This window comes from Hyphomonas sp. CY54-11-8, from assembly GCF_000682735.1.
Lineage (GTDB): Bacteria > Pseudomonadota > Alphaproteobacteria > Caulobacterales > Hyphomonadaceae > Hyphomonas.
The window spans coordinates 286,821-312,955 of record NZ_AWFD01000012.1 but is presented as its reverse complement, the minus strand read 5'-3'; the positions used below and the strand labels follow the sequence as shown (position 1 = coordinate 312,955).

31 protein-coding genes are annotated in these 26,135 nt (G+C 62.2%); 18 read left to right on the top strand and 13 right to left on the bottom strand.

Going from position 1 to position 26,135, the window contains the following annotated elements; genetic code table 11:
- Positions 1–36: 36 nt before the first annotated feature.
- A complete protein-coding gene (locus HY17_RS10080) occupies positions 37–510 on the top strand; it encodes a hypothetical protein (RefSeq protein ID WP_065383246.1) in 474 nt (157 codons plus the stop codon).
- Between the two features lie 12 nt (positions 511–522).
- Here the strand turns inward: HY17_RS10080 and HY17_RS10075 are convergent, their stop codons facing one another.
- Positions 523–1,125: a TetR/AcrR family transcriptional regulator gene (locus tag HY17_RS10075; RefSeq protein WP_034766269.1), complete on the bottom strand. Its 603-nt coding sequence runs from the start codon at positions 1,123–1,125 to the stop codon at positions 523–525.
- 68 nt (positions 1,126–1,193) lie between these two features.
- Between HY17_RS10075 and HY17_RS10070 the strand changes: the two genes are divergently transcribed.
- The 3 genes from HY17_RS10070 to HY17_RS10060 all read left to right on the top strand — a co-directional run bounded on the left by HY17_RS10070 (position 1,194) and on the right by HY17_RS10060 (position 3,470).
- On the top strand, positions 1,194–2,048 hold the full coding sequence (locus tag HY17_RS10070; protein ID WP_034766268.1) for a metal-dependent hydrolase: 855 nt from the start codon (positions 1,194–1,196) through the stop codon (positions 2,046–2,048).
- Between the two features lie 141 nt (positions 2,049–2,189).
- A complete protein-coding gene (locus tag HY17_RS10065; protein ID WP_034766267.1) occupies positions 2,190–2,543 on the top strand; it encodes a hypothetical protein in 354 nt (117 codons plus the stop codon).
- Positions 2,544–2,588: 45 nt separating this feature from the next.
- On the top strand, positions 2,589–3,470 hold the full coding sequence (locus HY17_RS10060; protein ID WP_081813082.1) for a CPBP family intramembrane glutamic endopeptidase: 882 nt from the start codon (positions 2,589–2,591) through the stop codon (positions 3,468–3,470).
- A 4-nt stretch (positions 3,471–3,474) separates the two neighbouring features.
- Here the strand turns inward: HY17_RS10060 and HY17_RS10055 are convergent, their stop codons facing one another.
- From HY17_RS10055 to HY17_RS10040, 4 genes are all read right to left on the bottom strand, one after another.
- Positions 3,475–3,912, bottom strand: a complete 438-nt coding sequence (locus tag HY17_RS10055; RefSeq protein WP_034766405.1) for a peptidylprolyl isomerase — start codon at positions 3,910–3,912, stop codon at positions 3,475–3,477.
- 125 nt (positions 3,913–4,037) lie between these two features.
- A complete protein-coding gene (locus tag HY17_RS10050) occupies positions 4,038–4,592 on the bottom strand; it encodes a GNAT family N-acetyltransferase (RefSeq protein WP_034766266.1) in 555 nt (184 codons plus the stop codon).
- A gap of 28 nt (positions 4,593–4,620) precedes the next feature.
- Positions 4,621–5,622, bottom strand: coding sequence for a TIGR00341 family protein (locus HY17_RS10045; RefSeq protein WP_034766265.1), 1,002 nt, complete (start codon positions 5,620–5,622; stop codon positions 4,621–4,623).
- Between the two features lie 10 nt (positions 5,623–5,632).
- The gene (locus HY17_RS10040; protein ID WP_034766264.1) at positions 5,633–6,490 is read right to left on the bottom strand and encodes an NAD(P)-dependent oxidoreductase; all 858 of its coding nucleotides are present in this window, start codon (positions 6,488–6,490) and stop codon (positions 5,633–5,635) included.
- A 172-nt stretch (positions 6,491–6,662) separates the two neighbouring features.
- On the opposite strand from HY17_RS10040, the gene HY17_RS10035 reads away from it, so the two are divergent.
- The 8 genes from HY17_RS10035 to HY17_RS10000 all read left to right on the top strand — a co-directional run bounded on the left by HY17_RS10035 (position 6,663) and on the right by HY17_RS10000 (position 15,257).
- A complete protein-coding gene (locus HY17_RS10035) occupies positions 6,663–7,310 on the top strand; it encodes a flagellar motor protein MotB (protein WP_034766263.1) in 648 nt (215 codons plus the stop codon).
- Positions 7,311–7,356: 46 nt separating this feature from the next.
- Positions 7,357–9,201 (top strand): SLC13 family permease, encoded by a 1,845-nt coding sequence (locus tag HY17_RS10030; protein WP_034766262.1) that lies wholly within the window; start codon positions 7,357–7,359, stop codon positions 9,199–9,201.
- Positions 9,202–9,217: 16 nt separating this feature from the next.
- A complete protein-coding gene (locus HY17_RS10025) occupies positions 9,218–9,976 on the top strand; it encodes an arginyltransferase (protein ID WP_051599907.1) in 759 nt (252 codons plus the stop codon).
- Positions 9,977–10,031: 55 nt separating this feature from the next.
- Positions 10,032–11,141 (top strand): TRAP transporter substrate-binding protein, encoded by a 1,110-nt coding sequence (locus HY17_RS10020; RefSeq protein ID WP_034766261.1) that lies wholly within the window; start codon positions 10,032–10,034, stop codon positions 11,139–11,141.
- Between the two features lie 14 nt (positions 11,142–11,155).
- A complete protein-coding gene (locus HY17_RS10015) occupies positions 11,156–11,824 on the top strand; it encodes a TRAP transporter small permease subunit (RefSeq protein WP_051599906.1) in 669 nt (222 codons plus the stop codon).
- Complete coding sequence (locus HY17_RS10010) at positions 11,814–13,397, top strand: TRAP transporter large permease subunit (RefSeq protein WP_034766260.1); 1,584 nt, start codon at positions 11,814–11,816, stop codon at positions 13,395–13,397. Before HY17_RS10015 ends, HY17_RS10010 begins: the two co-directional genes overlap by 11 nt.
- 22 nt (positions 13,398–13,419) lie before the next feature.
- Positions 13,420–14,547, top strand: a complete 1,128-nt coding sequence (locus HY17_RS10005; RefSeq protein WP_034766259.1) for a pyridoxal phosphate-dependent aminotransferase — start codon at positions 13,420–13,422, stop codon at positions 14,545–14,547.
- 332 nt (positions 14,548–14,879) lie between these two features.
- Positions 14,880–15,257, top strand: a complete 378-nt coding sequence (locus HY17_RS10000) for a hypothetical protein (protein WP_146740172.1) — start codon at positions 14,880–14,882, stop codon at positions 15,255–15,257.
- A 68-nt stretch (positions 15,258–15,325) separates the two neighbouring features.
- Here HY17_RS10000 and HY17_RS09995 read toward each other — a convergent pair whose 3' ends face one another.
- Genes HY17_RS09995 through HY17_RS09985 form a run of 3 tightly spaced genes read right to left on the bottom strand, consistent with a single transcriptional unit; the run spans position 15,326 to position 16,650 of the window.
- Positions 15,326–15,691 carry a VOC family protein gene (locus tag HY17_RS09995; protein WP_034766257.1) on the bottom strand — a complete coding sequence of 122 codons (366 nt, stop codon included), beginning with the start codon at positions 15,689–15,691 and terminating at the stop codon, positions 15,326–15,328.
- Positions 15,688–16,050, bottom strand: coding sequence for a hypothetical protein (locus HY17_RS09990; protein ID WP_034766256.1), 363 nt, complete (start codon positions 16,048–16,050; stop codon positions 15,688–15,690). The genes HY17_RS09995 and HY17_RS09990 overlap by 4 nt, the downstream gene beginning before the upstream one ends.
- A 45-nt stretch (positions 16,051–16,095) precedes the next feature.
- Positions 16,096–16,650, bottom strand: a complete 555-nt coding sequence (locus tag HY17_RS09985; RefSeq protein WP_034766255.1) for a LemA family protein — start codon at positions 16,648–16,650, stop codon at positions 16,096–16,098.
- A 157-nt stretch (positions 16,651–16,807) separates the two neighbouring features.
- Between HY17_RS09985 and HY17_RS09980 the strand changes: the two genes are divergently transcribed.
- Positions 16,808–17,530 (top strand): VIT family protein, encoded by a 723-nt coding sequence (locus tag HY17_RS09980; protein ID WP_081813081.1) that lies wholly within the window; start codon positions 16,808–16,810, stop codon positions 17,528–17,530.
- Positions 17,531–17,611: 81 nt separating this feature from the next.
- Positions 17,612–18,817 (top strand): hypothetical protein, encoded by a 1,206-nt coding sequence (locus tag HY17_RS09975; protein ID WP_197020260.1) that lies wholly within the window; start codon positions 17,612–17,614, stop codon positions 18,815–18,817.
- Here HY17_RS09975 and HY17_RS09970 read toward each other — a convergent pair.
- Complete coding sequence (locus HY17_RS09970; RefSeq protein WP_034766254.1) at positions 18,814–19,155, bottom strand: helix-turn-helix domain-containing protein; 342 nt, start codon at positions 19,153–19,155, stop codon at positions 18,814–18,816. The two genes, HY17_RS09975 and HY17_RS09970, sit on opposite strands and share 4 nt — an antisense overlap.
- 47 nt (positions 19,156–19,202) lie before the next feature.
- On the opposite strand from HY17_RS09970, the gene HY17_RS09965 reads away from it, so the two are divergent.
- Positions 19,203–19,649, top strand: coding sequence for an SRPBCC family protein (locus HY17_RS09965; RefSeq protein WP_034766400.1), 447 nt, complete (start codon positions 19,203–19,205; stop codon positions 19,647–19,649).
- Positions 19,650–19,681: 32 nt separating this feature from the next.
- Positions 19,682–20,431, top strand: a complete 750-nt coding sequence (locus HY17_RS09960; RefSeq protein WP_034766253.1) for a Sir2 family NAD-dependent protein deacetylase — start codon at positions 19,682–19,684, stop codon at positions 20,429–20,431.
- 42 nt (positions 20,432–20,473) lie between these two features.
- Here HY17_RS09960 and parC read toward each other — a convergent pair whose 3' ends face one another.
- Positions 20,474–22,708, bottom strand: coding sequence for a DNA topoisomerase IV subunit A (gene parC, locus HY17_RS09955; RefSeq protein WP_034766252.1), 2,235 nt, complete (start codon positions 22,706–22,708; stop codon positions 20,474–20,476).
- Between the two features lie 197 nt (positions 22,709–22,905).
- Here parC and HY17_RS09950 point away from each other — a divergent pair, with 197 nt between their 5' ends.
- Positions 22,906–23,523 (top strand): extensin family protein, encoded by a 618-nt coding sequence (locus tag HY17_RS09950; RefSeq protein ID WP_175354437.1) that lies wholly within the window; start codon positions 22,906–22,908, stop codon positions 23,521–23,523.
- Between the two features lie 3 nt (positions 23,524–23,526).
- On the opposite strand, the gene HY17_RS09945 is transcribed toward HY17_RS09950, so the two are convergent.
- Positions 23,527–23,715: a hypothetical protein gene (locus tag HY17_RS09945; RefSeq protein WP_034766250.1), complete on the bottom strand. Its 189-nt coding sequence runs from the start codon at positions 23,713–23,715 to the stop codon at positions 23,527–23,529.
- A 124-nt stretch (positions 23,716–23,839) separates the two neighbouring features.
- Between HY17_RS09945 and HY17_RS09940 the strand changes: the two genes are divergently transcribed.
- Positions 23,840–24,451 (top strand): glutathione S-transferase family protein, encoded by a 612-nt coding sequence (locus HY17_RS09940; RefSeq protein ID WP_034766248.1) that lies wholly within the window; start codon positions 23,840–23,842, stop codon positions 24,449–24,451.
- A 3-nt stretch (positions 24,452–24,454) separates the two neighbouring features.
- Here HY17_RS09940 and recO read toward each other — a convergent pair whose 3' ends face one another.
- Both recO and era read right to left on the bottom strand, forming a co-directional pair.
- On the bottom strand, positions 24,455–25,180 hold the full coding sequence (recO, locus tag HY17_RS09935; RefSeq protein ID WP_034766247.1) for a DNA repair protein RecO: 726 nt from the start codon (positions 25,178–25,180) through the stop codon (positions 24,455–24,457).
- Between the two features lie 6 nt (positions 25,181–25,186).
- Entirely contained in the window at positions 25,187–26,134 is a 948-nt protein-coding gene (era, locus tag HY17_RS09930; RefSeq protein WP_034766246.1) for a GTPase Era, read from the bottom strand.
- Position 26,135: the final 1 nt, after the last annotated feature.

The window sequence follows — 26,135 nt, the reverse complement described above, 5'->3', positions numbered from 1 at the left end:
CTTCCGGAATGGTCGCTTGTACTTCCGGTGGCGCTCATGGCACTGCAGATCGTGGCCGCAGCCTTTTTCGTCGCCGATGGGTTTGAGGACTGGTTCGTGGCCGGCACGAATGGACTGAGGCTCGAACTGGCGATGGAGTTCGTGATCGCCGTGGGATTGCTGACGGGCGTGATCCTCAGTTCCCGAAATATCGTTCAGCTGACCCGCGATCTGCGCCGGAAGGAGCAAGCACTATCGCGGGCCCGTGGCGCTTTCGCCGAGCATGTCGATCTGCGCTTTAGGGAATGGGGTCTCACACGGGGTGAAGAAGAGGTTGCGCTCTTCGCCCTCAAGGGATGCGACGTGGCTGAAATCGCACGGCTTCGCGGCGCGGCCGCGGGGACGATACGGTCACAACTGAGCCAGATTTACGCAAAAGCGGGTGTGAGCAGCCAGGCGATGCTGGTCTCCGTGTTCATCGACGACCTGCTGGACCAGCCGGCATCCTGTAACAACCCGGCCAGTTCCTGACCGGCGTAGCCATCACCCCGCCAGCCGCTGGAAGTTCGCGAGCAGCATCTGAAGCGTCAGCTCTCGTGCCCGTCCCTCCGGTTTGCCGATCAGCTTTCCCAATGACGGGCCGAACAGGCCGACGCCGAGCGCCAGCGTCACGCTGAGCAGGATCATGTCTTCGGCGACGTCCTCCGGCACGCCGGCCTGCGAGATCTTCTTCTGCGCCACTTCCTGAACGGCTTCGCGCACGACGGTGAGGCGGCTCGTCTCATCCGTCAGTTCCAGCCAGGCCGCTAGGCGTGCAGCGCCCGGCGTCTCCAGCGCATCGAACAGCGTTTTCAGGCCGACGGCGCGGGCCTCCACCGGCGCGTCGGCCGGGATCTCGATCGCCATGATGCTGTCGACGAGGTCGCCGATCATCCGCTCCATCAGGGCAGTGTGAACGGCGCTGATGGAGCCGAAATGGTGCAGCACGGTCGCATTGGCGACGCCGGCCGCCTTGGCCACATCTGCCAGGCGCAGCAATTGCGGCCCCTGCTCCACCAACAGCTGCTCCGCTGCTGCCAGAATATTGGCGCGGGACTCTTCCGGACTGCGCCGGATTCTCGGGGTGTCGTTACTCTTTATTGACATTTTTGTCAGTAGTGTTATTTGTCAGCATAAGACTGTTGTCCAGATATTTCCTCAAGGTTCCTAGCACCATGACGACCAAGCGCACGCCTGAAGATGTAACGATTCTGCCCCGCGACCTGCATTTTGACATGGCCGCCGCCGACAATGGCCCCTGGCTGGATGGTGATCCGGTCGCCACGGCGGTCTTCAATGCCATGTCGCTGACCTTTCCGGATGGCGAGCGCATGTTCATTGACGCGGTGAAGGCCTACAAGAACGAAGTCTCCGGCAAGCTGGAACAGGATGTGAAAGACTTCATTCGCCAGGAAGCCATCCACTCGCGCGAGCACCACCTGCTGAACAACAAGATCGACCGGACGAAATATCCGGTGGACGCCATCGAGGCGAAGATCCGCGAGAAAGTGAAGTTCGCCTATGATGGTGGTCGGTTCCGTATGCTGATGGCAACGATCTGCCTCGAACACTTCACCGCCATGATGGCGGACCTGATGATGGACCTGGAAACCGATTACGGCCAGCTGTTCAGCAAGACCGACCCGGCGCTGGAACAGCTGTGGCGTTGGCACGCCATGGAAGAGACAGAGCACAAGGCCGTCGCCTATGACGTCTTCCTTGAAGCGACGAAAGACTGGTCGCCGCTGAAGCGCTATTACCGCCGCTGTATGTCCATGCTGATCATCACCAGCAATTTCACGAACAATATTGCCGGCTATGCCGCTGACCTGTTGAAAGCCGATGGCTATTCGCCGGAAGAGGCCGACCGCGCCATAAAGGCCTTCCTGTGGAAGAAGCCGTCCCTGTTCGGCAAGGGTTGGAAAATCTGGCTGTCCTGGTTCAAGCCGGGCTTCCACCCATGGGACCATGACAACCGCGAAGAAATGACGGCCTGGAAAGAAGAGTTCACGGCCGTTCCGGCGGAGTAATCCGCCGCCCGGGGATGAACAATCCGTAACCTGATCAGCTCCGCTGCTTCAGACACTGTTCATGTGGCCTGCCGCATCCAAATCCTGACACGATCTGCGCGTACGCCCCGGCATATGCGTAGATCAGCTCAGGAGCCCCGGATGATCCGTAGTCTTTGTCTTGCCGCCGCCATTTCCTTCACCGCCACCCCGGCGCTTGCCGAATCGCGTGCCGAACAGATCGGCAGCTGCATGATCCGGCACTCGACGGAGAACGATGTCGACCAGATGAAGCAGCTGATGCTGCTGGCCCTGCAGGAGAAGAAAAACGAAGCCACCACCGTAATGGCCAGCCTGATGCTGAAGGCAGGCCTGTCCGCCACGGGCAATTGCGGCGTGGGCTATAACGAAATCGGCACCCCGATGTTCGAATACGCCGTACGCATGTACGGCGAGCATCTCGGCACGGTTGTTATGGAGCGCTCCCTGGAATTCATGGACCTTCCCATGCGCTGAGGCGTCATGCTAGCCCTCACGCTTTAAGGCCAGAGGGGGCGAGTGATGAATTCTGCAGCGGCGACAACATCGGATGAGAAGTCCGCAGCGTGGAAGGCTTTCGGGCTGTTCCTCCTGCTGATGCTGGCAATCAGCTGCGTCTTCTACGCCATCATGATCACGCAGGGGGCCATGAACCTGCTCAGCGTCACGGGCATCATGTGGTCTCCCGGAATTGCGGCCGCGCTCACCTGCCTGATCCTGAGACGTCCGGTGGCGAGCCTGCCCTGGGGCTGGGGGGAATGGAAATGGAACTGGCTGGCTTACGTCCTGCCGATTGGTTACGGCCTCGCCATGTACCTGCCCGTCTGGCTGCTCGGTCTCGGCGGCAGCGGCTTCGGCGATCCTGAGGCACTGGCCAGTTTTGCCAGCTTCGTCAGCGCCAGCGAACCCCCGGGCGCCCTTGCCGCGGCCGGCGGCATCCTGATGACCGGCACACTCGGCATGGCGGCCTCCATGTCACGGGCGCTCGGTGAAGAGATCGGCTGGCGCGGCTTCATGATCTGGGAGATACGCAAGATCATGCCCTTCTGGGCGGTCGGCCTGCTGTCAGGCCTGATCTGGTCGCTGTGGCACTGGCCAGGCATTCTGTTTACGGATTACAATGCCGGCGAGGGAAACCAGGTGCTGCAGATGATCCTGTTCACCCTTTCGGTGATGCCGATGGGCATCGTCTATGCCTGGATCACCTTCCGCTCAAAAAGCCTGTGGCCCGCGGCGATCCTGCACGCGAGCCACAATCTGTTCCTGCAGCGGATCTACACCCCGCTGACGGCGCATGGCGAGAAGACGCTTTTTTATATCGACGAATTTGGCATCCTGCTGCCCATCGTCAGCGTGGCCCTGGCCGTCCTCTTCCTGTGGAAGGCGAAAAAGGACGGCCTGTAGAGCCTCAGGCGGCCGGTTTGATGTCGACCAGTTCGATGGCAAAGGTCAGGTCCTGACCGGCCAGCGGGTGGTTGGCATCCAGGGTCACCGTGGCTTCGTTGGCGTCCACGACAACAACCGGGATGACCTGGCCGTTCTGCGCCTGCATCTGGAGACGTGTGCCGACTTCGGTCGGGATCTCCGCCGGGATTTCGGTGCGCTGCACTTGCTGGCGCATGTCTGGATTGACCGGGCCGTAAGCCTGATCGCACGGAACGTTGACGGTTTTCTTGTCGCCGACAGCCATGCCCGGAAGGGCCGTGTCGAGACCGGGGATGATCTGTCCGGAACCGACCTGGAAGGCCAGCGGATCACGTCCTTCGGAGCTGTCGAAGGTCGTGCCGTCGTTCAGCGTCCCGGTATAGTGGATGCTCACGGTGTCGCCGTTTTTGACTTGCGTCATGATAATTCCAATCTTTTCGGGTGTGTGGGTCATCAAAGGCCGCGTCGCTCTCGCGGGTGCTTTGGGGGTCTCACCCCCCAACCTAGAAGTTCAGGCCCGGATGTAAACCCGCCCGCCCCGCCTGCTTACAGCAGCTTGCGCATGTGGATCACGGTATTCCGCTCTCCGTTTGCACCGGTGTGGTGTTCGATATGGTAAGCCTCGTAGCCGCGGGCCTCATAGAGCGGGCGGCCAGGGACAGTGGAACCCAGCTCGATTGTCTTAAAACCTGCATTCCGGGCCGCGCCCTCTCCCCGTTCCAGCAGCAATGTTCCAAGGCCCTGACGGATCCAGTCCGGATGGGTGTACATGGCGCGGATTCGCGCTGCATCGGTTGCCGGATTGGAGAGCCTGTCGTCCCGCCCAGGTGAGTGGTCGCCGCCATACAGCGTCCGCCGCTTGCCCCAGCCGCCGCAGGCGACCATGACCGTTTCGCCGTCCACATCGGTTTCAATGACGAAATAGGTCCCGTCTGAAATCAGGCTGCGGTCGACACCCATTGTCTCCTGCGCGGCCTTGATTTCCGGTTCGGACAGGAACGCCCGCATGTTGACTGCGATGGAGGCGCGCATCAGCTCAGTGATCGCGGGAATATCGTCTTCCGTCGCAATCCGCGAGCGGAATCGGGCTGGATCATTCATCTGAGTCTCTGCGCCTGTCTGTTTCGCACTACCCGATCGATACTTTGTTCCCGAGATCAAGATAAAGTATCAGCGCGACGGAGACGATCAGCACAAAGCCCGACAAAAGGGCATTCAGCAGGACAGCCCGGTTGGCATTCTTCTGTTCGATCCACGAGCGCGGCCGGATGCGGCGCAACCGGAAAACGATCAGCGCCGAAAGGATCAGCGCCGCCACGTTCAGTGCCAACAGCAGGCAGGCACGCAGGGCCAGCGCCCACTCGCCTGCCCCCATGAACAGGCCAACGGCTGCACCCGGCGGCAGCAAGGCTGCTGCGACCATGACACCCACCAGCGCAGCAGACTGGCTACGCGTCAGCGAAAGCGCCGCCGCTCCGCCCGCCGCCATGGCAAGCGCCAGTCCGTCGAGACGGACCTCCGCGCGCGACATCAGCTCATGGCTCTGCAGGTCAATCGGCAGCAGGAACGACAGGAGCAGCGAACAGGCAAGCGCCGTGCCTATGCCGGCTGCAAGCGTCACCGTCGCCCGCTTCAGCATCGCAAAGTCGCCAAGCGCCGCGCCCATTGAAAAACCGAGCACAGGTCCAAGCAGCGGCGCAATCACCATTGCGCCGATCACGGCTGCCACCCCATCGGAGTTCAGGCCGATTGCCGCCACGATGGTGGAGAGCACCACCATGATGAAGAAATTCCGGTCAAAGCGCGCACCGCTTGCCACGTCGGAATAGATTTCCTCGCGCGTCGCCTGTGTTGATTTCGCCTCCTTGCCGGGTTTCGGCTCTTCCAGCTTCGGGGCCGTCGCCTCGATGGGAAGGATGGAGATACGCCAGCCATTCGCCCCTTCCAGGGCGGACTGGACATTGTCCATCAGCGTTTGTTCCACGCCTTCCCGGACGAAGACGGAAACCAGCCTGCGATCCTTCTGCTCCGTTTCGAGCACATAATAGTCAACAGGCTCGGACGCTTTCACCGCCCGGAGCACCACATCAAGGCGTTCATCCGCCCTCAGATGAATATCAAGCCGCCTCACCCGAGCCGTCTCATCGCTTCAGCCGGGCCAGCAGGCTGGACGTATCCCAGCGATTGCCGCCCATGGCCTGCACGTCGGCATAATACTGGTCGACCAGTGCGGTCACCGGCAGCGTCGCACCATTGTCGCGGGCCGCTTCCAGCGTGATGCGCAAATCCTTGCGCATCCAGTCGACGGCAAACCCGTGCGTGTAATGATCATCTACCATCGTCTTCCAGCGGTTTTCCATCTGCCAGCTCTGCGCCGCGCCGCCGCTGATCGCCTCGATCACGGCCGCGACATCCAGCCCGGCTTTCTCCGCGAAGTGCAGGCCTTCGGCGAGGCCCTGCACGATGCCGGCGATGCAGATCTGGTTGACGGACTTGGCCAGCTGGCCGGACCCGGCGCAGCCGATATGGGTCATCCGCTTGCCATAGGCCGCCATGATGGGCTGGGCCTGTTCGAAGGTCGGGTCGTCGCCGCCGCACATGATGGTCAGGGCGCCGTTGCGCGCGCCGGCTTCCCCGCCGGAGATCGGGGCATCCAGGAAATGCGCGCCCTTCGCCTTGCAGCGGGCATAGAGATCGCGCGCAAGGTCTGCCGAGGCGGTCGTGTGATCGACGATCACCATGCCGGCCGCCACGCTCGGCTCCAGCGCGGCAAAGACTTCGGCCACGTCCGGATCGTCGCCCAGGCACAGCAGGACGCATTCAGCGCCGAAGGCCGCAGAGGCCGGGTCCTTGGCCACTTCGCCCTTGTGCTGGGTCGCCCAGTTCTCGGCCTTGGTATGGGTCCGGTTCCACACCACGACCTCGTGCCCCTTCGCGGCGAGATGGCCCGCCATGTGAAACCCCATCACTCCGAGGCCAAGAAATGCCGTGCGTGCCATATCGATTCTCCAATTACGCCCGTACCAGATAGATCGAATTTCATCGAAATCCCACCGTCTGGCGTGACCTGACCTTCACCAAGGCCTGCTAATACAAGCAGACCACTCAGAAGGAGAGGGTTCGAGCGAGCAGATGGCTTATGCCACTTACTCTTCACAAGGCGCGGGCAGAATGCCCGTTGCGCCCGCCCGAAAGGCAGGCACCTGGAAGATGGCCTATGCCGACTTCCTGACCGCGCTCATGGCGTTTTTCCTTCTCATGTGGCTGGTCAGCGGCGTGTCCGCCGACGACCGCGCCGAGATTGCCGACTATTTCCATAATCGTACACCGGACGCCGCCACCGCCGTCTCAGTACAATCCGGCCCCTCGGCAGCGGATCGCGTGTTCAGCGCGCTCAGCGAAAATCCGGCGCTTGTTGCGGCAGGCGCCAGCGTGGTGCTGGCAAAAGAGGCAGACGGCATCCGCATTGACCTCGTCGACACGGCAGAGCGTCCGCTGTTCGACCGCGCCGATGGCCGCTTCACCGAATCCGGCCTAACCCTTGCCCGCGATGCGGCGGCCGCACTGGCCGGTACGACGGGTACACTTGTCCTTGAAGGCCATACCGACGCCTTCCCGAGCCTGACCCCCGGATACTCCAACTGGGAGCTGTCTTCGGACCGGGCGAACGAGGCCCGGCGCATCTTCGAGGCCGCAGGTGTCGCGGCGGAACGTATTCGCGGTGTGGCCGGTCTGGCCGATACTCGGCCACTCATCCCGGCTCAGCCCCACTTGCCCGTTAACCGGCGGGTCAGCATACTGGTCCAAGTAGAGGGTTAACGCCCTCCGGTTTCCGGGGGCCATACCAGAAAGTCCCGGAGCCCTGATGCTCGCAGAATTCCTGACACATTGGACCATGTGGGCGAGCCTTGGCGTCGTCCTGGCTGCCATTTGTTTCTACATGCTGGACCGCTGGTCGATGGAGCTGGTCTCCGTCTGCGTGATTGCGGCGCTGCTGGTCCTGTTCACCCTGCCCGGTGCGCATGGCGAAGACGGCACCCCGATCAGCGCGCAGGACCTGCTCTCCGGGTTCGGCAATCCGGCCCTGATCACCATCATGGCCCTGCTGGTCGTCGGCCAGGGCCTGTTCCAGACCGGCGCCCTTGAAGGCCCGACCAAGGCGCTGCTGTCCGGCTATGACCGGCGCCCGCGGATGACGCTTCTGCTCGCCTTTCTCGCCGTGTTCGGGATCAGCGCCTTCGTCAACAATACGCCGATCGTGATCATGTTCCTGCCGGTGATGAGCGCCATCGCCCACCGGATGAAGTCCTCGGCCTCGAAACTGATGATGCCGCTCAGCTTCATTTCGATCTTCGCCGGAATGACAACGCTGATCGGCACCTCGACCAACCTGCTGGCCGCCGAAGCCTTTGACCGGATCGAGGGCCGCCAGCTTGGCTTTTTCGAACAATCACCGATGGGCCTCGTCCTGGCCGTCGCGGGCATGATCTATCTCCTGGTCTTCTCGCGCTTCCTGCTGCCGGTCCGCGAGGGCCTGACGGAAGACATCGCACCGACCTCATCAAAGCAGTTCCTGACCCAGATCGAAGTCACGCAGGGCCACTTCCTGGAAGGCAAGAAGCCCGTCGCCGGCATGTTCACCGACCTGCCCGACATGACCGTACGCATGATCCAGCGCGGCGAGCGTGCTTTTCTGCCACCCTACGAGGACATCAAGCTGCGCCCCGGCGACCTTGTCATCGTGGCCGCAACGCGCGCGGCACTTCAGAATGTCCTCGCCCGCCAGCCGGACTTCCTGCAACAGGTCTGGCAGTCTGCCGGCGGCGACATGGACGAAAGCGGCCGCCCGCGCCGCCTGTCGCTGACCGAGGCGGTCATCGCCCCCGGCTCGCGCATGGTCGGCCGGACGGTCGAGATGCTGGGCTTCCGCCGCCTGACCCGCGCCGTGACGCTGGGCATCCAGCGCCGCAGCCGCATGATCCGCACCAAGCTAGGCGAGATCCGCTTGGAATCGGGTGACACGCTGCTGCTGTGCGGCCCGCCGGATGCCTTCCTGGAACTGCGCCAGAGCCGTGACCTGATCCTGCTGGAATGGTCACAGACCGAAATCCCGCTGACCACCAAGGCCCTTGCCGCGCGGGTGATCTCGCTCGCGCTTGTCATTTCTGCTGCCTCCGGCATCCTCTCGATTCTGCATGCATCGGTGCTCAGCGCCGTGGCCATGCTGGTCACAGGCTGCCTGAACTACCGGCAGGCCAGCCGGTCGCTGGACCTGCGCATCTTCCTCGTTATCGGCGCTGCGCTCGCCATGGGCATGGCGCTGGAGAAAACCGGCGCGGCCTCCTTCATTGCCCATGCCGTGGTCAATGTCGCGTCACCCTTCGGCACGCTGGCCGTTCTGTCGGCCCTGTTCCTGGCCGTCGCGATCCTGACCAATTTGCTCTCGAACGCCGCCACGGCCATTCTGTTCTCGCCAATTGCCCTCTCCGCGGCGCATGAGTTGAACGTCTCCGACCCGCTACCTTTCCTGCTGGCGGTCATTTACGGTGCCAATTGCAGTTTCGCGACGCCGATCGCCTATCAGACGAACATGCTGGTCATGGGTCCCGGTCATTACCGCTTCGGGGACTTCGTACGCTTCGGCGGACCGCTCGTTTTTGTGCTTTGGTGCGTGTTTACGCTCTTCGCCCCTTGGCGGTTCGATCTGTAAGTGTAGTGTCTAAAGCATGAAATTTACGGACTCGAAGATCCTGCCCCCCGGTCTGGAGCGTTCGTTGCGTTTTTACGTAACGAATCCCAGCCCTTGTCCGTATCTGCCGGGCCGCAAAGAGCGCAAGGCGTTCACGAATCTCTCGATCACCGAATCAGATCTGGTCCACAATCTGCTCAGCCAGTCGGGTTTCCGGCGCAGCCAGTCCATCGCTTACCGGCCGGCCTGCCCGCGCTGCAATGCCTGCCGCAGTGTGCGGGTACCGACGCGGGATTTCATCCCGTCCCGCAATGACCGGCGCGCCATGCAGCGCAATGGTGGCCTCGTGCGCCGCGAAGTCCCCGCTGAACCGACGCGGGAGCAATACGCCCTGCTGAAATCCTATGTGCAGACCCGTCATGAGGGCGGCGGCATGTCGGAAATGTCCTATCGCGACTATGCGGCCATGGTCGGCGGCAGTCCGGTGAAAAGCCATATCTTCGAATATCGCGACGGGCCAGAGGAAGACGCCTTGCTGGTCGCCTGTTCGATCACCGATGTGCTGCGCGACGGCTTCTCGATGGTCTACACCTTCTTCGACCCGGATCAGGAGGGCCGCGGACTCGGCCACTTCATGATCCTTGACCATATCCGGCTCGCGCAGGACCTCGGCCTGCCGCACGTGTATCTGGGCTATTGGGTCAAGGGCAGCCCGAAAATGGATTACAAGCGCCGTTACAAACCGCTCGAGGTGCTCGACGGAGACCGCTGGAGGCTGCTCCGCGACGACGAATAAGGTCCGTGAGAGACCGGGTCCGGGGCACCCTAACGGGTAATGGGGAAGGAAACGCATGATCAACAGACGTAACCTCGTTGGCGCGGGCGTACTCGGTCTTGGCGGCGCAGCAGCCGCCTTTGCCAATCCCAGCACAACGCCGCTCGCCGGCACCCCGGCCATCAGCCGCAACCGGCGCAAGCTGAACATGGTCACCACCTGGCCGAAGGGCCTGCCGGGCCTTGGCGAAGCCGCAGAGCGCGTCGCCCGCCGCATCATGGCCGAGACAGATGGCGTGATTGAGGTGAAGGTCTTTGCCGCAGGCGAACTCGTGCCTGCCTTCGAATGTTTCGACGCGGTCGCAAACGGCTCGGCCGACATGTATCACGGCGCGGAATATTACTGGACGGCCAAATCCACAGCCTATCCTTTCTTCACCGCAGTGCCCTTCGGCATGACGGCGCAGGAGATCATGGGCTGGATCGATTTCGGCGGCGGACAGGAGCTCTGGGACGAGCTGTCCGGCCAGTTCGGTGTGAAAGCCTTCCAGGCGGCAAACTCCGGCCACCAGATGGGCGGCTGGTTCCGCAAGGAGATCAACAGCCTCGACGATCTCGTCGGCCTCAAGATGCGCATTCCGGGTCAGGGCGGCGACGTGCTGCGTGCGCTCGGCGGCTCGTCCATCGCCATTCCGGGCGGGGAGATCTACCAGTCGCTGCAGACCGGCGCGATCGACGCGACCGAATGGGTCGGCCCGTGGAACGACTATTATCTCGGCTTCCACCGCGAGGCGCCCTATTATTACGGCCCCGGCTTCCACGAGCCAGGCTCCAGCCTCGCCTGCGGCATCAACCGCCGCGTCTGGGACAGTTTCTCCCCTGGGGAACAGGCTGTCTTCAAAGCGGCCTGTGAAAGCGTGAACCACACAGCGGTCGGCGAGTTCACCTATCAGAATGCCGTCCATCTCGACCTGCTGCTGCGCGAACATAACGTGCAGCTGCGCAGCTTCCCGCCGGAAGTTGTTTCCGCCATGGCCGAAGCGGCTTGGGACGTGCGGGCAGACTCCGGCAAGGACGGAATCGAGAAGCGCATCTATGACAGCTTCGAGAAATCGCTGAAGCTGATGCGCGGCTGGTCCACCATTTCGGACGGCGCCTATTACGCCGCCCGCGACGCGAACAAATAGCGGGTCGCCCCGTCATGGATCCGGCTTTCTTCCTTCATATCGGCACAATCCTGAAATGGGCGGGCATTGCGCTGCTGCCCCTCTTCCTGCTGCCGCTCATCACCCTCGTCCTGCCGAACCTGGTCGAAGGCATTTCGAAACGCGTCAGCGGCCTGATTGATGCGATCAGCGGTGTGGCCCTCGGCGGGGCAATTGCCAGCGCCTTGCTGCTGGTCCTGTTCCAGCTGTCTGTGGTCGTGCTGAGATACACTTATGGCATCAGCTTCACCTGGCTGAACGAGCTGGTGATCTACGCCTTCGCCGCGATGTTCATGCTGGGCTCTGCCGCAACGCTGCGCGATGACGGGCATGTGCGCGTCGACATCCTGCGCCCGCGCTTCGGCGCCGATGGCCGCAACTGGATCGAACTGGCCGGCATCTATTTCTTCCTCTTCCCGATCTGTATCCGTATCCTGACGACCGGCGAGCAGGGCCTCGCCCGCGCATGGTCGCTGTTTGAAGGCTCCACCGAGTCCGATGGCCTGCCCTTCCTTTATCTCTTCAAGACGCTGGTTCCGGCCTTCGCCGTGCTGATGCTGGGCCAGGGCCTGTCGGAAGCGCTGAAGGCAGCGCTGCGCCTGACCGGCAAGCTGGAGAACGAAGTTCCCGCCACCTCCGAGACGGAGAGCGCTCATGGAGCTTGAGATCATCCTCGCCCTGCTCATGTTCGCCAGTGCCATCGGCGCGCTGCTGATGGGCTATTCCGTGGCGCTGACGCTTGGCGGCGTCGCGCTGATCTATGCGCTGATCGGCATCGGCCTCGGCGTCTTCCCGGAACCCATGCTGCGCTCCCTGCCCAGCCGCATACAAGGCGGCTCGATCATGCAGAACACGACGCTGATTGCCGTGCCCCTGTTCGTGCTGATGGGCGTGATCCTCGAACGCTCGCGCGTGGCCGAAGACCTGCTGCACATCGCCAGCCGCCTGCTAGGCAAGCTGAATGGCGGCCTCGGCTATGCGGTCGTGCTGGTTGGCGCGCTGCTGGCGGCCTCCACAGGCATTGTCGGCGCGACCGTCATCACCATGACGCTGATCGCCCTGCCGTCCATGCTGAAACAGGGCTATGATCCGCGCCTCGCCTCCGGCACCATCGCGGCCTCTGGCACGCTGGGCCAGATCATCCCACCGTCCATTGTGCTGATCCTGCTGGCTGACGCAGTCTCCAACGCGGCCAGCCAGGCCAGCCTGTCGAGCGGCGGCAAGTCGCTCGTCGTCTCGGTGGGAGACCTCTTCGCCGGCGCGCTGATCCCCGGCCTCATGCTGGTCGGGCTCTACCTTGCCTGGATCGCTTTCAACGCCGTGATGCGCCCCGCGCGCTGTCCGGCGGTGACGGTGGACGAGGACACCGCGCCGCTCACCCTCAAGGAAGTCGCCTTCGGCTTCGGCGCCCCGCTGGCGCTCATCTTCGCCGTGCTCGGCGCCATTCTCGGCGGTGTCGCGCCGCCGACGGAAGCCGCCGCCATCGGCGCGGCCGGCGCCATCCTCCTGGCAGGCCTGCGCCTCTCGCGTGAGACCAGCAGCCGCCTCACCCCAGTCATCATGGCCGGCCTCATCAGCCTGATCCTCGTCCTCATCGTGCGCAACACGATGGACCTTCGCCTCGGCGTGGAGGACATGAGCACCGCGAGCCTGGCCGGCATCATCGTCACGCTCATCGCCAGCCTGATCTTCTTCGCCGCCATCGGTTCGGGCCTGCTGGTGCTGCGCCGCGTGCGGCAGCTGATGCCAGCGCTGAAGAGCGCCACGCACATTACGTCGATGGTGTTCCTGATCCTGATCGGCGCCTCGCTGTTCAGCCTCGTCTTCCGCGGCTTCGGCGGCGACGACATCGTCAAGGACGTGCTGCACGCCATGCCGGGCGGCCGCTGGGGCGCCCTCTTGATGACCATGATCGTCATGTTCGTGCTCGGTTTCTTCCTCGACTTCATCGAGATCGTGTTCGTCGTCGTGCCGCTGGTCGCCCCGCCGCTGATCCTGCTGGGCTTCGACCCGGTCTGGCTGGCCATCCTGATGGCGCTGAACCTGCAGACCAGCTTCCTGACGCCGCCTTTCGGCTTCGCCCTCTTCTACCTGCGCGGCGCGGCGCCGCCGGAAGTCAGCACAATGCAGATCTGGCGCGGCGCCGTGCCGTTCATCATGCTGCAGCTGCTCCTGATCGCACTGGTCGCCACCGTGCCCGGCCTCGCCACCTGGCTTCCGTCTCTCATCGCCAAGTAATCCAACACGAAACAGGTCTCCCATGGGACAAGACATCGATCCGTTCCGCGCGATCACGATTTCCAAACGCGCGCATGAGCTGAAGGAAGAAGGCCGCAGCATCCTGCATATGGAGTTCGGCCAACCCTCAACGCCCGCGCCGAAGGCTGCCATCGCGCGCAGCCATGAAGTGCTGGACACAGACCCGATGGGCTATTGGGAAAGCCAGCCGCTGAAGGCCCGCATCTGCCAGCATTACAAGGATATGTATGGCGTCGACATCACGCCCGGGCGCCTCGCCATTACCTGCGGCGCCTCGCCTGCGTTGGTGCTGGCGCTCGCCACGGCCTTCTCGCCTGGCGACCGAATCGCCTTTGCCCGGCCCGGTTATGTGGCCTACCGCAACACGGTCCGTGCCCTGAATTTTGAAGGCATTGAGATCCCTTGCGGGGAAGACACGCGCTACCAGATCTCCGCGGCCGCGCTCGATAGGCTGGACCCGGCGCCGCAAGGCGTCATCATCGCCAGCCCCGCCAATCCCACCGGCACGATCATTCCGGCCTCCGAACTGGCCGCCATCGCAGAAGTGGCAAAGGCCAAGGGCATCCGCATCATTTCCGACGAGATCTATCACGGCCTGTCCTTCGGACCGGAGATCCATTCCATGCTGGAATATGCGTCGGACACCTACATTGTGAACAGTTTCTCGAAATACTTCTCCATGGCGCCGTGGCGGCTTGGCTGGCTGGTTTCCCCGCCGGACATGGCGCGGCGTACCGGCGCCTATATCGGCAACCTCTTCCTCACCGCCCCGTCCCTGTCGCAGCATGCTGGCCTCGCCGCCATGGACGCGCGCGAGGAACTGGAAGGCCATGTCGAAGTCTACCGCCGCAACCGCGAACTGATGCTGGAGGCGCTGCCGAAGCTCGGCCTCGAAAAGATCGCCCCGCCGGACGGTGCCTTCTACATCTATGCGGATGTGTCCCGCTTCACCGACGACAGCCTCGCCTTCTGCCTTAAGCTGCTGGAAGACACTGGCGTGGCCACCGCGCCCGGCGTCGACTTCGACCCCGTCGGCGGCAAGCATTTCATGCGCTTTTCCTTCGCCCTCTCGACGCCACAGATCGAGGAAGCGATAGATCGGCTGGTGCCGTGGTTCGGCGCGCTGTAGTCCGGCATAGTCACCTATAGTCTGTTATGATCATGATTGATCATGCGTGGTCATGGCGCAGCCGGATTTTGCCCTCTGTTGATCATTCCCCACCCACGTCACGCCCGATGGTTGAAAGCCATCTGGGCGCCCATCTCTGAAAGACGCGGCATGTGCGTCATTCCATGACGTACCCGAGGCATCGTCAGGAGATGGGTCCCCAGACCGCTGGGCGGCCGGGGATGATGCATGTGGAAAGCTATCCACCACCTGACGCGCCCAAACCTGCCACAATCATTGCCGCGAAAACAAACCCATCCGACACCTCCGTATTCGGATGTATATTGTGCGCCATGTCGCTCTTTCATCCACCCGAAGGCTTCCCGCCGCACCTTGTCATCTTCTGGCCGCTCGTCTGGTTCCAGCTCCGGCTGCTCGGCGCAGCGGTGCGGGCCGCCTATGGGAAGGACACGACCTATCGCTGGAGCATCACCCCGAACGGACGCGTGTTCCTGACTTGCATTCACTTCAGGCCGGAGGACAAGGCAGCGCGTGAGTGGCTGATACCGCGAAAGCATCTCAATGACCGCCTCGCTGCAGCCTGCGATGGCCGCGCAGCTGCGCCCGGCTACACCACCCAGTTCAGCGAGCCCCGCGATGCCGGCGTTGCGCCTGCCATCCGCCGCATCGCGCCAGCCTGTGCCATCAATTTCCCATTGCCGGAAACCTGACACGCAGCCATCGCCTGAAAACTCAGTCCCCCTACAAAGCGCCTTCACGGGCGTCGCGCGTGCTTGTCTCAGGGCTGGTTCAGCTGCCAGTTGACACCGAAACGGTCTGCGACCCAGCCGAAACGCTGGCTGAAGCCGTAATTATCGACTGGCATCATCACCGATCCTCCGTCTGAGAGTTTGGCGAAGGTCGCGTCCAGCGCTGCGGCATCGTCGAAATCCACGAACAGGGAGGTCGATGGCGTGAACGTAAAATCATGGACCGGCGGGCTGTCCACCAGCATGACATCATGCCCGGCCAGCCGCCAGTCGGCCATATAGACCGGGCCGTCACGCACGCTGGACTCGCTCTCCGGAAAAACCTCCGTGTAGAGTGCGAGCGCCTCGGCGGCCTGTCCCGTGAACATCAGATAGGTCGAGACTTTGACGATCATTGCGTCGCCTCGCCGCAATCATAGTCCGCAACCGCGCCGCCATCCGCGGTGCGCTCGATGGAGGCTAGCGTACAGCCTTCCGGCGCGGCGGCCTTGGCGGCGGCTTCAAGATCCGCCTCGGCGGGCGGGCCGGCGCTGGCGATGTTGAAATTCCCGTCAGTCTTCACCGTGAATTTCAGCTTGAAGCCCTGGCCTTCGGCCGGCGCAGCATAGAACTGGTAATTGCCGCCATAGACATTCTGCGGTGCCAGCCCGTTCCAGCTCGACGCGCTCCAGCTGCCGCTGCTGGGGCCGGCGGCGCAGCCGGATGCAAAGGCGGCGACAGTCAGGACTGCCGCCGCTTTGATAAATCTGTTCATGGTCACCTCCCGTTTCACCGGGAAGCTAACACATCTACGTACCGGCTAGAACTTTACTTCTGGCGGAGTGCTGAGGGCTTCGCGGCCTTCGACGCCGACATCGAAGAAATCGCGGGATTCGAAGTTGAACATGCCAGCGATGATGGAGCCTGGGAACTGTTCGCGGGACGTGTTGTAGTCCTGAACAGCCGAATTGTAGAAGCGGCGCGCCGCGGCCAGCTTGTCCTCGATGGAGGAGAGTTCGTTCTGCAACTGGATGAAGTTCTGATTGGCCTTCAGGTCCGGATAGGCTTCGGCGAGGGCGAACAGCTTGCCGAGCGAGGCGGTCAGCATGCCTTCGGCCTGACTCATCTCGGCCGGCGTCGCGGCGCTCTGCGCGGCATTGCGGGCCTCGATCACCTGCTGGAAGGTTTCCTGCTCATGCTTGGCATAACCTTTCACCGTTTCCACGAGGTTCGGGATCAGGTTCTGGCGCTGCTTCAGCTGGACATCCACATCGGCAAAGGCCTGGTTGACCCGCTGCCGCTTCATCACCAGTCCGTTATAGATAAGGATGATAAAGCCGATGACGGCAACGATAATGCCAAGCGTGATGAGCATGTGTGTCCCTCCGGATATCCTTGCGTCTCAACGCCTAAACGCCGCCGCCGGATCGTGCAAGGAAAAGCGGGTCAGTCTTGCCGACCGCAGGGCAATTTGCGCGCTTGACCATCGGCACCGACTTGGCCACGCATGATTTATTGCGCAGGATAGGCACATGGCAGAATCTCCTCCACATTCCGACGAGTCCTACATCCACACCGAACACCACTATTTCCAGCGGGTTGGTTGGCTGCGTGCGGCAGTGCTCGGGGCGAATGACGGCATCCTGTCGACCGCAGGCCTCGTCATCGGAGTTGCTTCAGCAGAGGCGTCGACCGGCGCCATCCTGACGGCCGGTCTGGCAGGTCTGGTGGCCGGCGCAATGTCGATGGCGGCGGGCGAGTATGTGTCCGTCTCCTCTCAGGCCGACCTCGAGAAAGCAGACCTCGCAGTCGAACGGGCAGCCCTGAAAAGCCATCCGGAGGCGGAACTGGAGGAGCTGACCGATATCTATCTGAAGCGCGGCCTAACCCCGGAAACGGCCCGCGAAGTCGCCCGCCAGCTGACCGAGCATGACGCACTGGAAGCGCATGCGCGCGACGAACTCGGCATGAGCGACGCGGTCGCGGCCCGGCCCGTGCAGGCGGCATTCAGCTCTGCGGCCAGTTTTACTGTCGGTGCCGCCCTGCCGATCTTTGCCGCGGTTGCCGCGCCAGCTGGCCAGATCACACCGGTTGTGGCAGCCGTCTCGCTGGTCAGTCTCGCCGTGCTTGGTGCGCTCTCCGCAAGGGCGGGCGGCGCCAGCAAGCTACGCGCCTCTGCCCGCGTCGTCTTCTGGGGTGTTGCGGCGATGGTCGTCACCGGCGTCATCGGTCACCTGTTCGGAACCGTGGTATAGACTGCAGCCGGAACGGGCCAGTAAACGGAACCCGGCGCAGTCTCATCCATTCTGTTCCGGAGATTGAAGGAACCCGCCGGCTTGCTGCAGGAAATCCTCATCAGCATTATCACGCTCGGCATTCTCGGCTTGCTGATGTGGCCGCGCGTGCGCGATCACCGGGCCTGGCGCGCGACCGTCACGCCGCTCGCCTCGATTATCGGCAGCGGCTTCCTCGTGCTGGGGCCGATCCTGTCCCATTCCTATGGCAAGTATGCGCCGATGGTGATGTTGCTGCTGTGCATGGCGGCCTACGCTTTTGGCGCAGCCATCCGCTTCAATATTGCGAACATTGACCGGCATCCCAACCGATCGGCCTCGGAGCGGCGGACCGAGTATTTCGCCTCCTGGGCGCTGTCCTTCGCCTACTGCATCTCAGTCGCCTATTATCTGAACCTGTTTGGCGCCTTCGCCGTGAAGATGACGCCGTTCAATTCTCCTGTGAATGCAAAGCTGGTCACCAGCGCTGCGATGATCCTGATCCTCGCGGTTGGCTGGCTGCGCGGCTTCTCCGCGATGGAGCGGATGGAACAGGCCGCCGTCAGCCTGAAGCTCGCGATCATCGCGGGCCTGCTGGCAGGGCTCTGTTTCTATTTCGCAGGCAAGGCCGGTCAGGGTAGTTTGGTGGTCATGGCGCCAGATGAAACCGGCTGGACCGGAGTCGCCCTGGCCTTCGGCCTGATCATCACCGTGCAAGGCTTCGAAACGTCCCGCTATCTCGGCAGCGAATACAAGCCGGACATGCGGGTCCGCTCAATGCGCTATTCCCAATGGCTCGCGACGGCCATCTACATGGCCTATGTCGTGCTGCTGACTTACGCATTCGATGCCGAAACCATACCGCTCACCGAAACCGCGATTGTCGACATGATGAAGATTGTCTCGGCCGTCCTGCCCGCCATGCTGATCGTCGCGGCCCTTTCCGCGCAGTTCAGCGCCGCCATTGCGGACACGAGTGGTGCTGGCGGGCTGGTGGAGGAATTGTCGGGCAGCCGGATCTCGCCGCGGATGGCCTATCTTATGCTCGTGCTGATCGGGCTGAGCCTGACCTGGTTTTCCAATGTCTTCCAGATTATCAGCTTCGCCTCAAAAGCCTTCGCCTATTATTATGCCCTGCAGTGCGGGATCGCATCGGTCGGCGCCTTCCGGGAGGCGAAAGCGCCGATACGGGGCACAGCCTTCGGCGCCTTCGGCATTCTTGCGCTGGCTGTATTGTTTTTTGGTCAGCCAGTGGAAGGCGCAGGCTAAGCGGCGGGCGCGTCGTCCGTCTCAAGCTGACATTTCAGTTCGTCGAGCATGCCCACCGCCCGGGCTGCGTGGGGGCCGATCCAGCGGTCGTTTATACGCTTAATCGGAATGGCGTTCAGGTAGTTCCACCGCACCCGACCAACCCGGCGGACCAGCACGAGATCAGCCTCTTCCAACACGCCCAGATGCTGCATCACCGTGCACCGGTTCAGGTCCGCAAACCGGGCGCACAATTCGCCTGTCGTCTGTGGCTTGTCCCGCAGCGCGTCAAGGATCTGCCGCCTTACCGGCGCAGCCAGCGCCCTGAAAATGAGGTCGTCGTTAGCTTCGCTTGACATGTTATATATTTATAACATTGTTAGCTGGAAGGCAAGGAGACATGACGATGGACATCAAACCGAAATTCGAGGTGAGCGGCCGCATCGGCCGACCGGTCCCCGAAGTCTTCGAAGCCTTCGTGAACCCGGACATCCTGTCCCGGTATTTCACGACCGGCGGCGCGAAGGGCCGCATTGAGGAAGGCGCCACGGTCATGTGGGATTTCAATGACTTCCCCGGTGCTTTCCCGGTCAAGGTCGTTGAAGTCGAGAAAGACAAACGGGTAGTCTTCAAATGGGATGATGGCGACGGCGGCGAGACCACCGTCACCTTCCGTTTCGAGCCGACTGGCGATGGGCGCACCATCGTCTCGATCGCCGAAGAAGGCTGGCCGTCGACCGAGCAGGGCTTCGGCAAGTCGTATGGCAACTGCATGGGCTGGTCGCAGATGCTTAGCGCGATGAAAGCCTGGATCGAGCACGGTATCAATTTGCGCGACGGCATGTACAAGTAGCGCACGCCGAAAAATCGTGTAGCATTAAGGTAATGACTGACGCACCCGAAGCTCTCGCCAGCCTGATCTCGCAATGCCGCCGCGCCGTGGTTTTTACCGGCGCGGGCATCTCCACTGAAAGCGGCATTCCCGACTTCCGCAGCCCCGGTGGCGTGTGGAGCAAGATGAAGCCGATCTATTTCCAGGATTTTGTCAGCTCGCGCGAGCAACGCAACGAAGCCTGGAACCGGGTGTTCAATAATCCCGCCGGCTGGACTGGGGCGAAACCGAATGACGGCCACTTCGCCGTTTCGGACCTGGTGAAGATGGGCAAGGTTTCCAGCGTCATCACCCAAAATGTGGACAATCTCCACCAGGCTTCCGGTGTGGCAGATGACCGGGTGATCGAAGTGCACGGCAATGCCAGCTATGCCCGCTGCCTGCAGTGCGGCAAGCGCTACGAACTGGAAGACCTGAAACCGCGCTGGGAAGCCGGCGCAGACATCACCTGCGTCTTCTGCACGGGCCTCGTGAAGACCGCCGTCATTTCCTTCGGCCAGGCCATGCCGGAAGATGAAATGAACCGCGCCATGGAAGAAGCCGCGCTAAGCGACTTGTTCATCGTGCTCGGCTCCTCGCTTGTTGTCTATCCGGCAGCCGAACTTCCGGTGATCGCCAAGCGGACCGGTGCCACCGTGGTCATCGTCAACCGCGAGGAAACCGATCACGACTCCTATGCCGACCTTGTTCTGCACACGGAGATCGGTCCGCTGATGAAGCAGGTCGTCGCGCGGGTTTACTAACCGGAATAAAATACGCCCGGCTGGCTGGCCGGGCGCTTTCTATTACCCTGTAAACGTCCCACTTCTCGGGAAGCCTTTCGGGACGACCTTTCCGGCCTGGGCGCGCTGGCCTTTCCAGTCTTTCCATTCCGGGAAGGCACGGTGGCGGTCCCCGGTCATGACGATCAGGCCGTCGCGCTTGTCGAAGGTGATAAGGTCTTTCAACTCGGCTTTGCCGCTATAGGATTGCAGCTTGTTGCCCTTGCCGCGTGCCATTTCCGGCAGGTCGGACAGCGGGAAGATCAGCATCTTCTTGTTCGTGCCGACAACCGCGATCATGTCGCCTTCGACTACAGGACAGCAAACGAGATGACCACTGCCCGTGTTCACGGCGGATTTACCGGCCTTGCGGTTGGACTCCAGCTCTTTCTCATCGACAACGAAGCCATAGCCTGTGGAAGACGCCATCACGCGTTTGCGCGCCGGTTCGAACCGGAACATGGCGACGATATCGACGCTGTCTTCCAGATCGATCGTCAGGCGGATTGGTTCGCCATGGCCGCGCCCGCCCGGCAGCTTGTCCGCCGCCATGGTGAACGACCGGCCGTCGGACGACATCAGGATGAGCTTGTCGGTGCTCATCACTTCCTCGACGAGGTAGAGATCGTCCCCGTCCTTGAACTTGACCGAGCTCGTATCCAGACCATGGCCCTTCATACCGCGGATCCAGCCCTGCTGTGACAGGACGACCGTGATCGGCTCCTTCGGCTTGGATGCTTCGAGGGCCGCAGCAAGGTCGACTTCCTTGACGTCGGAGAAGCTGGCGCGGCGGCGGCCAAGCTCAGAGTCCGGATCAAAGGCATCGCGGGCGGCTTTGAGTTCCTTGGACACTTTCGTCCACTGGCGGCGATCCGAGCTCAGCAACTTGATCAAATCTTCGCGTTCTTCGGTGAGCTTCTGGTGCTCGCCGCGGATTTCCATTTCCTCCAGCTTGCGCAGGGCGCGCAGGCGGAGATTGAGGATCGCTTCAGCCTGAACATCGGTGAGGCTGAACGTCTCCATCAGGACAGGCTTCGGCTCATCCTCGTTCCGGATGATGCGGATTACCTCATCAATATTGAGGAAGGCGGTCAAATATCCGTCGAGCAGGTGCAGACGCTTCTCGATCTTGTCGAGGCGGTGCTGGGCCCGGCGCACGACCACTTCGCGGCGGTGGTCCAGATAGGCCTGCAGCACTTCCTTCAGGCCCATGACCTGCGGCGCGCCCTTGTGCAGCACGTTCATGTTGAGGCTAAAGCGCGTTTCGAGATCGCAGACCTTGAACAGGCTTTCCATCAACACGTCCGGCTCGATCGTCTTGGAACGCGGCACCAGGACAAGGCGCACATCCTCAGCAGACTCGTCGCGGACATCGTCCAGCAGCGGGACTCTCTTGGCTTCGATCAGTTCGCCGAGTTTTTCCAGCAGGCGCGATTTCTGCACCTGATAGGGAATTTCGGTGACGACAATCTGGTAAGTACCCCGGCCGGTATCCTCTGTTTCCCAGCGCGCGCGCATGCGGAAGCTGCCGCGGCCGGTCTCGTAGGCGTCCAGCATCGACTCATAAGGTTCGACGATGATGCCGCCGGTCGGGAAGTCCGGCCCCTTCACGAAGTCCATCAGTTCGGCGGTCGTCGCCTTCGGCTTCTCGATCAGCAGGCGCGCCGCATCGATCACTTCGGCCGCATTGTGCGGCGGGATCGAGGTGGCCATGCCAACGGCGATGCCGCTTGCTCCATTGGCCAGCAGGTTCGGGAAACCCGCCGGAAGCACCACTGGCTCTTCATCATTCTCGGCATAGTTTGCGCGGAAGTCGACGGCGTCTTCGTTGAGGCCATCCAGCAGCAGTTCTGCTGCCACGGTCATCCGCGCCTCCGTGTAACGATAGGCAGCGGCGCTATCGCCGTCGATATTGCCGAAATTGCCCTGACCGTCGACCAGCGGGTAGCGGACGGTGAAATCCTGCGCCAGACGGACCAGCGTGTCGTAGATCGAGCTGTCGCCGTGCGGGTGGAAGTTACCCATCACGTCGCCGACAATCTTGGCGCACTTGCGATAGCCGCCTTCCGGATCCAGCCGCAGAACGCGCATGCCGTACAGGATGCGGCGCTGCACGGGCTTCAGGCCATCGCGGACATCCGGCAGGGCCCGCGCCGTGATCGTCGAGAGCGCATAAGCGAGATAGCGCTTCGAGAGCGCCTCACTCATGGGTTCATTGATAATCCGGTTTTCCGGCTCGCCATCCTTGAGGTCGGACATTCTGGCCCCTTCTCGGTTCGTGCCACATTCTGGTGCAGGTCCGCGGGCAGAATCGCCTGCGAGTCGCGAACGCGTCTAGAGTTAACAGAAACCGCCGTTTGGTTAAGGAAATCTCTAAGTACTGACTGCAGATGCCTCACTTACGCGCTTGGCTTCTCCTCCTCACCGTGCCCACCTTGTGCGTGGCGCTGTTCCTGTTGTCGGCACCGCCCCGGCACAACCCTTTCGCGCCGGTGGATCTGACAGACCGGCCGGGACTTGGCACTGGCCACCAACTGGCCCGCGCGGCCAGGCATCCGCAGGTCTGTTTCCCGGCACTGGACAAGGTCGGCGTGCTCTACACGCCGCTGGACGATGCACCGAAAGGCGAAAAATGCGGTCTTTACAATGCCTTGACGCTGGACCGGACGCTGACACCCTATTCCGCGACGCTGCGCATGACCTGTGGTGAAGCCGCCGCGCTTTACGTCTGGGAGCGCCATGTCGCCCGGCCAGCAGCTGTGGATATCCTCGGCTCGCCGCTGGCGAGGATCGAGACGTATGGCAGCTTTTCCTGCCGGAATATCGCCGGGTCCGGGCGCCGCTCAGAACATGCGCGCGGCAATGCAGTCGACATTTCCGGCTTCCGGCTGGAAGACGGCCGCCTGATCGACGTGAAAACATTCTGGGGAAAAGGCGGGAAGGAAGCGAAATTCCTGAAGAGAGTGCATTCCGGCGCCTGCGACCTGTTCTCGGTCACGCTGGGGCCGGAATACAATGCGGCGCACCGGGACCACTTCCACATGGATATGGGCCCCGGCAGCGCCTGTAAGTGATGATTACGGGTTCGACTGGCAGCGGTAACCGTCTTCGGTCACCTCTTTGACATTCGCCTCGCCGCCGCAAACGCGGACTGCGAGATCGGTATTGGTCCGCACGGCATCCTCGTCATGCACACCGGTGACGGCAATACAGCCGGTCAGGCTCGCCGCCAGCAGCGCGCCGGCGAGGATCATCGAATTTTTCATTGGCATCAGCCTCCTGGAAGCAAACGCCCATCTACCCCGACGTCACCTATGACGGCGCCGCCTGAACGGATTATGAATACAGCAGGCTCGCAGGCGACGGGCAGCAGTTTCTGGGAGGAAGCATATGAAACTCATCAACTCGGTAGGCCCAAATCCGCACGTCGTGCGCATGTTCATGGCCGAACGCGGCATCGATATTCCGATGGAGGAACTCGACATCCAGAAGGGCCTGAACCGTCAGGAACCCTATCTGAAAACCAATCCGGCCGGCCAGACGCCGTGTCTGGTGCTGGACGACGGTTCCGTCGTGACCGAAATCACCGCGATCTGCGAATACCTGGACGAAAAGTTTCCCGGCAAGAAGCTGATGGGTGACACACCAGAAGAGCGCGCCCAGAACCGGCGCTGGACCCGCTGGGTGGACCTCAACATCGTCGAGCCGCTTGGCAACGGATTCCGCTTTTCCGAAGGCCTGCCGATGTTCAAGGACCGCATGCGCTGCATCCCGGAAGCAGCAGACGGCCTGAAGGCCTGCGCACAGGACAAGATCGAATTCCTCGATGCACGCCTGGCGGACCAGCCCTATGTGGCTGGGAACGAATTCAGCCTTGCAGACATTCTGCTCTACTGCTTCCAGGCATTCGGCAATGTTATCGGCCAACCTTTGAATCCCGAGTTCAAGAACTATGCAGCCTGGTTTGCAAAGGTCGGCGAACGCCCGAGCGCCAAAGCCTGATCGTCAGCCCACCAATCGCCTGACCAGCCTGTCGCGCTCTGGCGGCATGGCACGGTTCATCGCGTGGAAGACCCGCGATTCCAGGAAATATCCTGTCAGCTTCAGCCCGTCGGCGACATCCTCGTCGCCGACCGGTGCTGACGAGGACAAAAGGAACGAAGGCAACCGGAGCAAGCGCGAGACATAGTCTTCCGCTTCCGACCCGCGCACGGCCCGGCCGGTGCGCGGCGAGACGTGCGTCAGCCCGTCATTCGCGCCGCTGATGGCGCATTCTTCAAGATCCAGTCCAAAGCCCAGCGCGGAGAGCAGGCCCAGTTCCCAGCGCACATAGAGTACTGGCCAGATCTCTCGCGCTTCAATCTGGTCCAGAAGGACTTCCGTCGCCTCGAACATGGCCGAACCTGCGACGTCGCCCTCATCCAGTGACATGCGAAGAATGGCGGTGACGGCCGAAACCGCCGCGAGGGCTTTGGCGTCGTCCAGCACGTGCGATGCGCGTTCCTTGCTGGCTTCTGCGACTTCGAAGCGGCCGAGCTGGTCTTCCAGACGCCCGGTCCAGGAGAGAGATACAGAGTTTCCGGCTTCGTACTGCGCGCGCCGCCGCCGGGAATTGCCACCATAGACAAGTCCAGACCGGCGTCCGTGGTTCCGCGTCAGAACATCCAGAATGAGGCCGCCTTCACCGAAGCGGCGCCCACCGAGGATAATGCCGTCATCGGACCAGTTCATCGTGCCTCAGACATCGAACTCCAGGCCGAGCCCCTGATAGCTTTCGCGGCGCTCCTGCCAGCGCTCATCGACCTTCACGAACAGGAAGAGGTGCACCTTGCGGCCGAGCATTTCGGAGAGCTCTTCCCTCGCCATACGGCCGATATCCTTGATCGTCTGGCCGCCTTTGCCCAGTACCATGGACTTGTGGTTTTCACGGCCAACCACGATGACTTGCTGCACGCGGACGGATCCATCCTTGCGCTCTTCCCAGCTCTCGGTCTCCACCATCAGCTGGTAGGGCAGCTCCTGGTGCAGACGCAGCATCAGCTTCTCGCGCGTCACTTCTGCCGCCAGCAGGCGCATCGGCAGGTCCGCCACCTGATCCGGCGGGTAGAGCGCAGGCCCTTCCGGCATACGGGCGGCAATCGCTTCTTCCAGCTTTTCGACACCGTCGCCATTCTCGGCGGAGATCATGTGGACCTCTTCATAGGCGCCGGTCTGGTTCAGTTCCGCGATGATCGGCAACACCTGGTCATGCGGGAACAGATCAATCTTGTTCAGTGCCAGAATGGCTTTCCGACCGCTGGCCTTCAACTGCTCCACAACGCGGCGGTCATCTTCGATGGAGTGCTTTTGCGCGGCAGTCTCCTTGCCGGCCCGGTCCGCTACCCAGGCGGAGGCATCCACCAGGTGCACGATGGCATCGGCATCTTCGGCTCCGCTCCAGGCCGCCTTGACCATGGCCCGGTCCAGCCGGCGCTTGGCGGCGAAAATTCCGGGAGTATCGACGAGCACGATCTGCGTGTGATCAGTTTGCGCCACGCCCCGCACAGGGAAGCGTGTCGTCTGAACCTTGTGCGTGACGATGGCTACTTTCGCACCGACCAGAAGATTGGTCAGCGTGGACTTGCCAGCATTCGGCGCGCCGATAATGGCACAGAAGCCAGCATGGGTGATGTCTGTTTCGTTCATG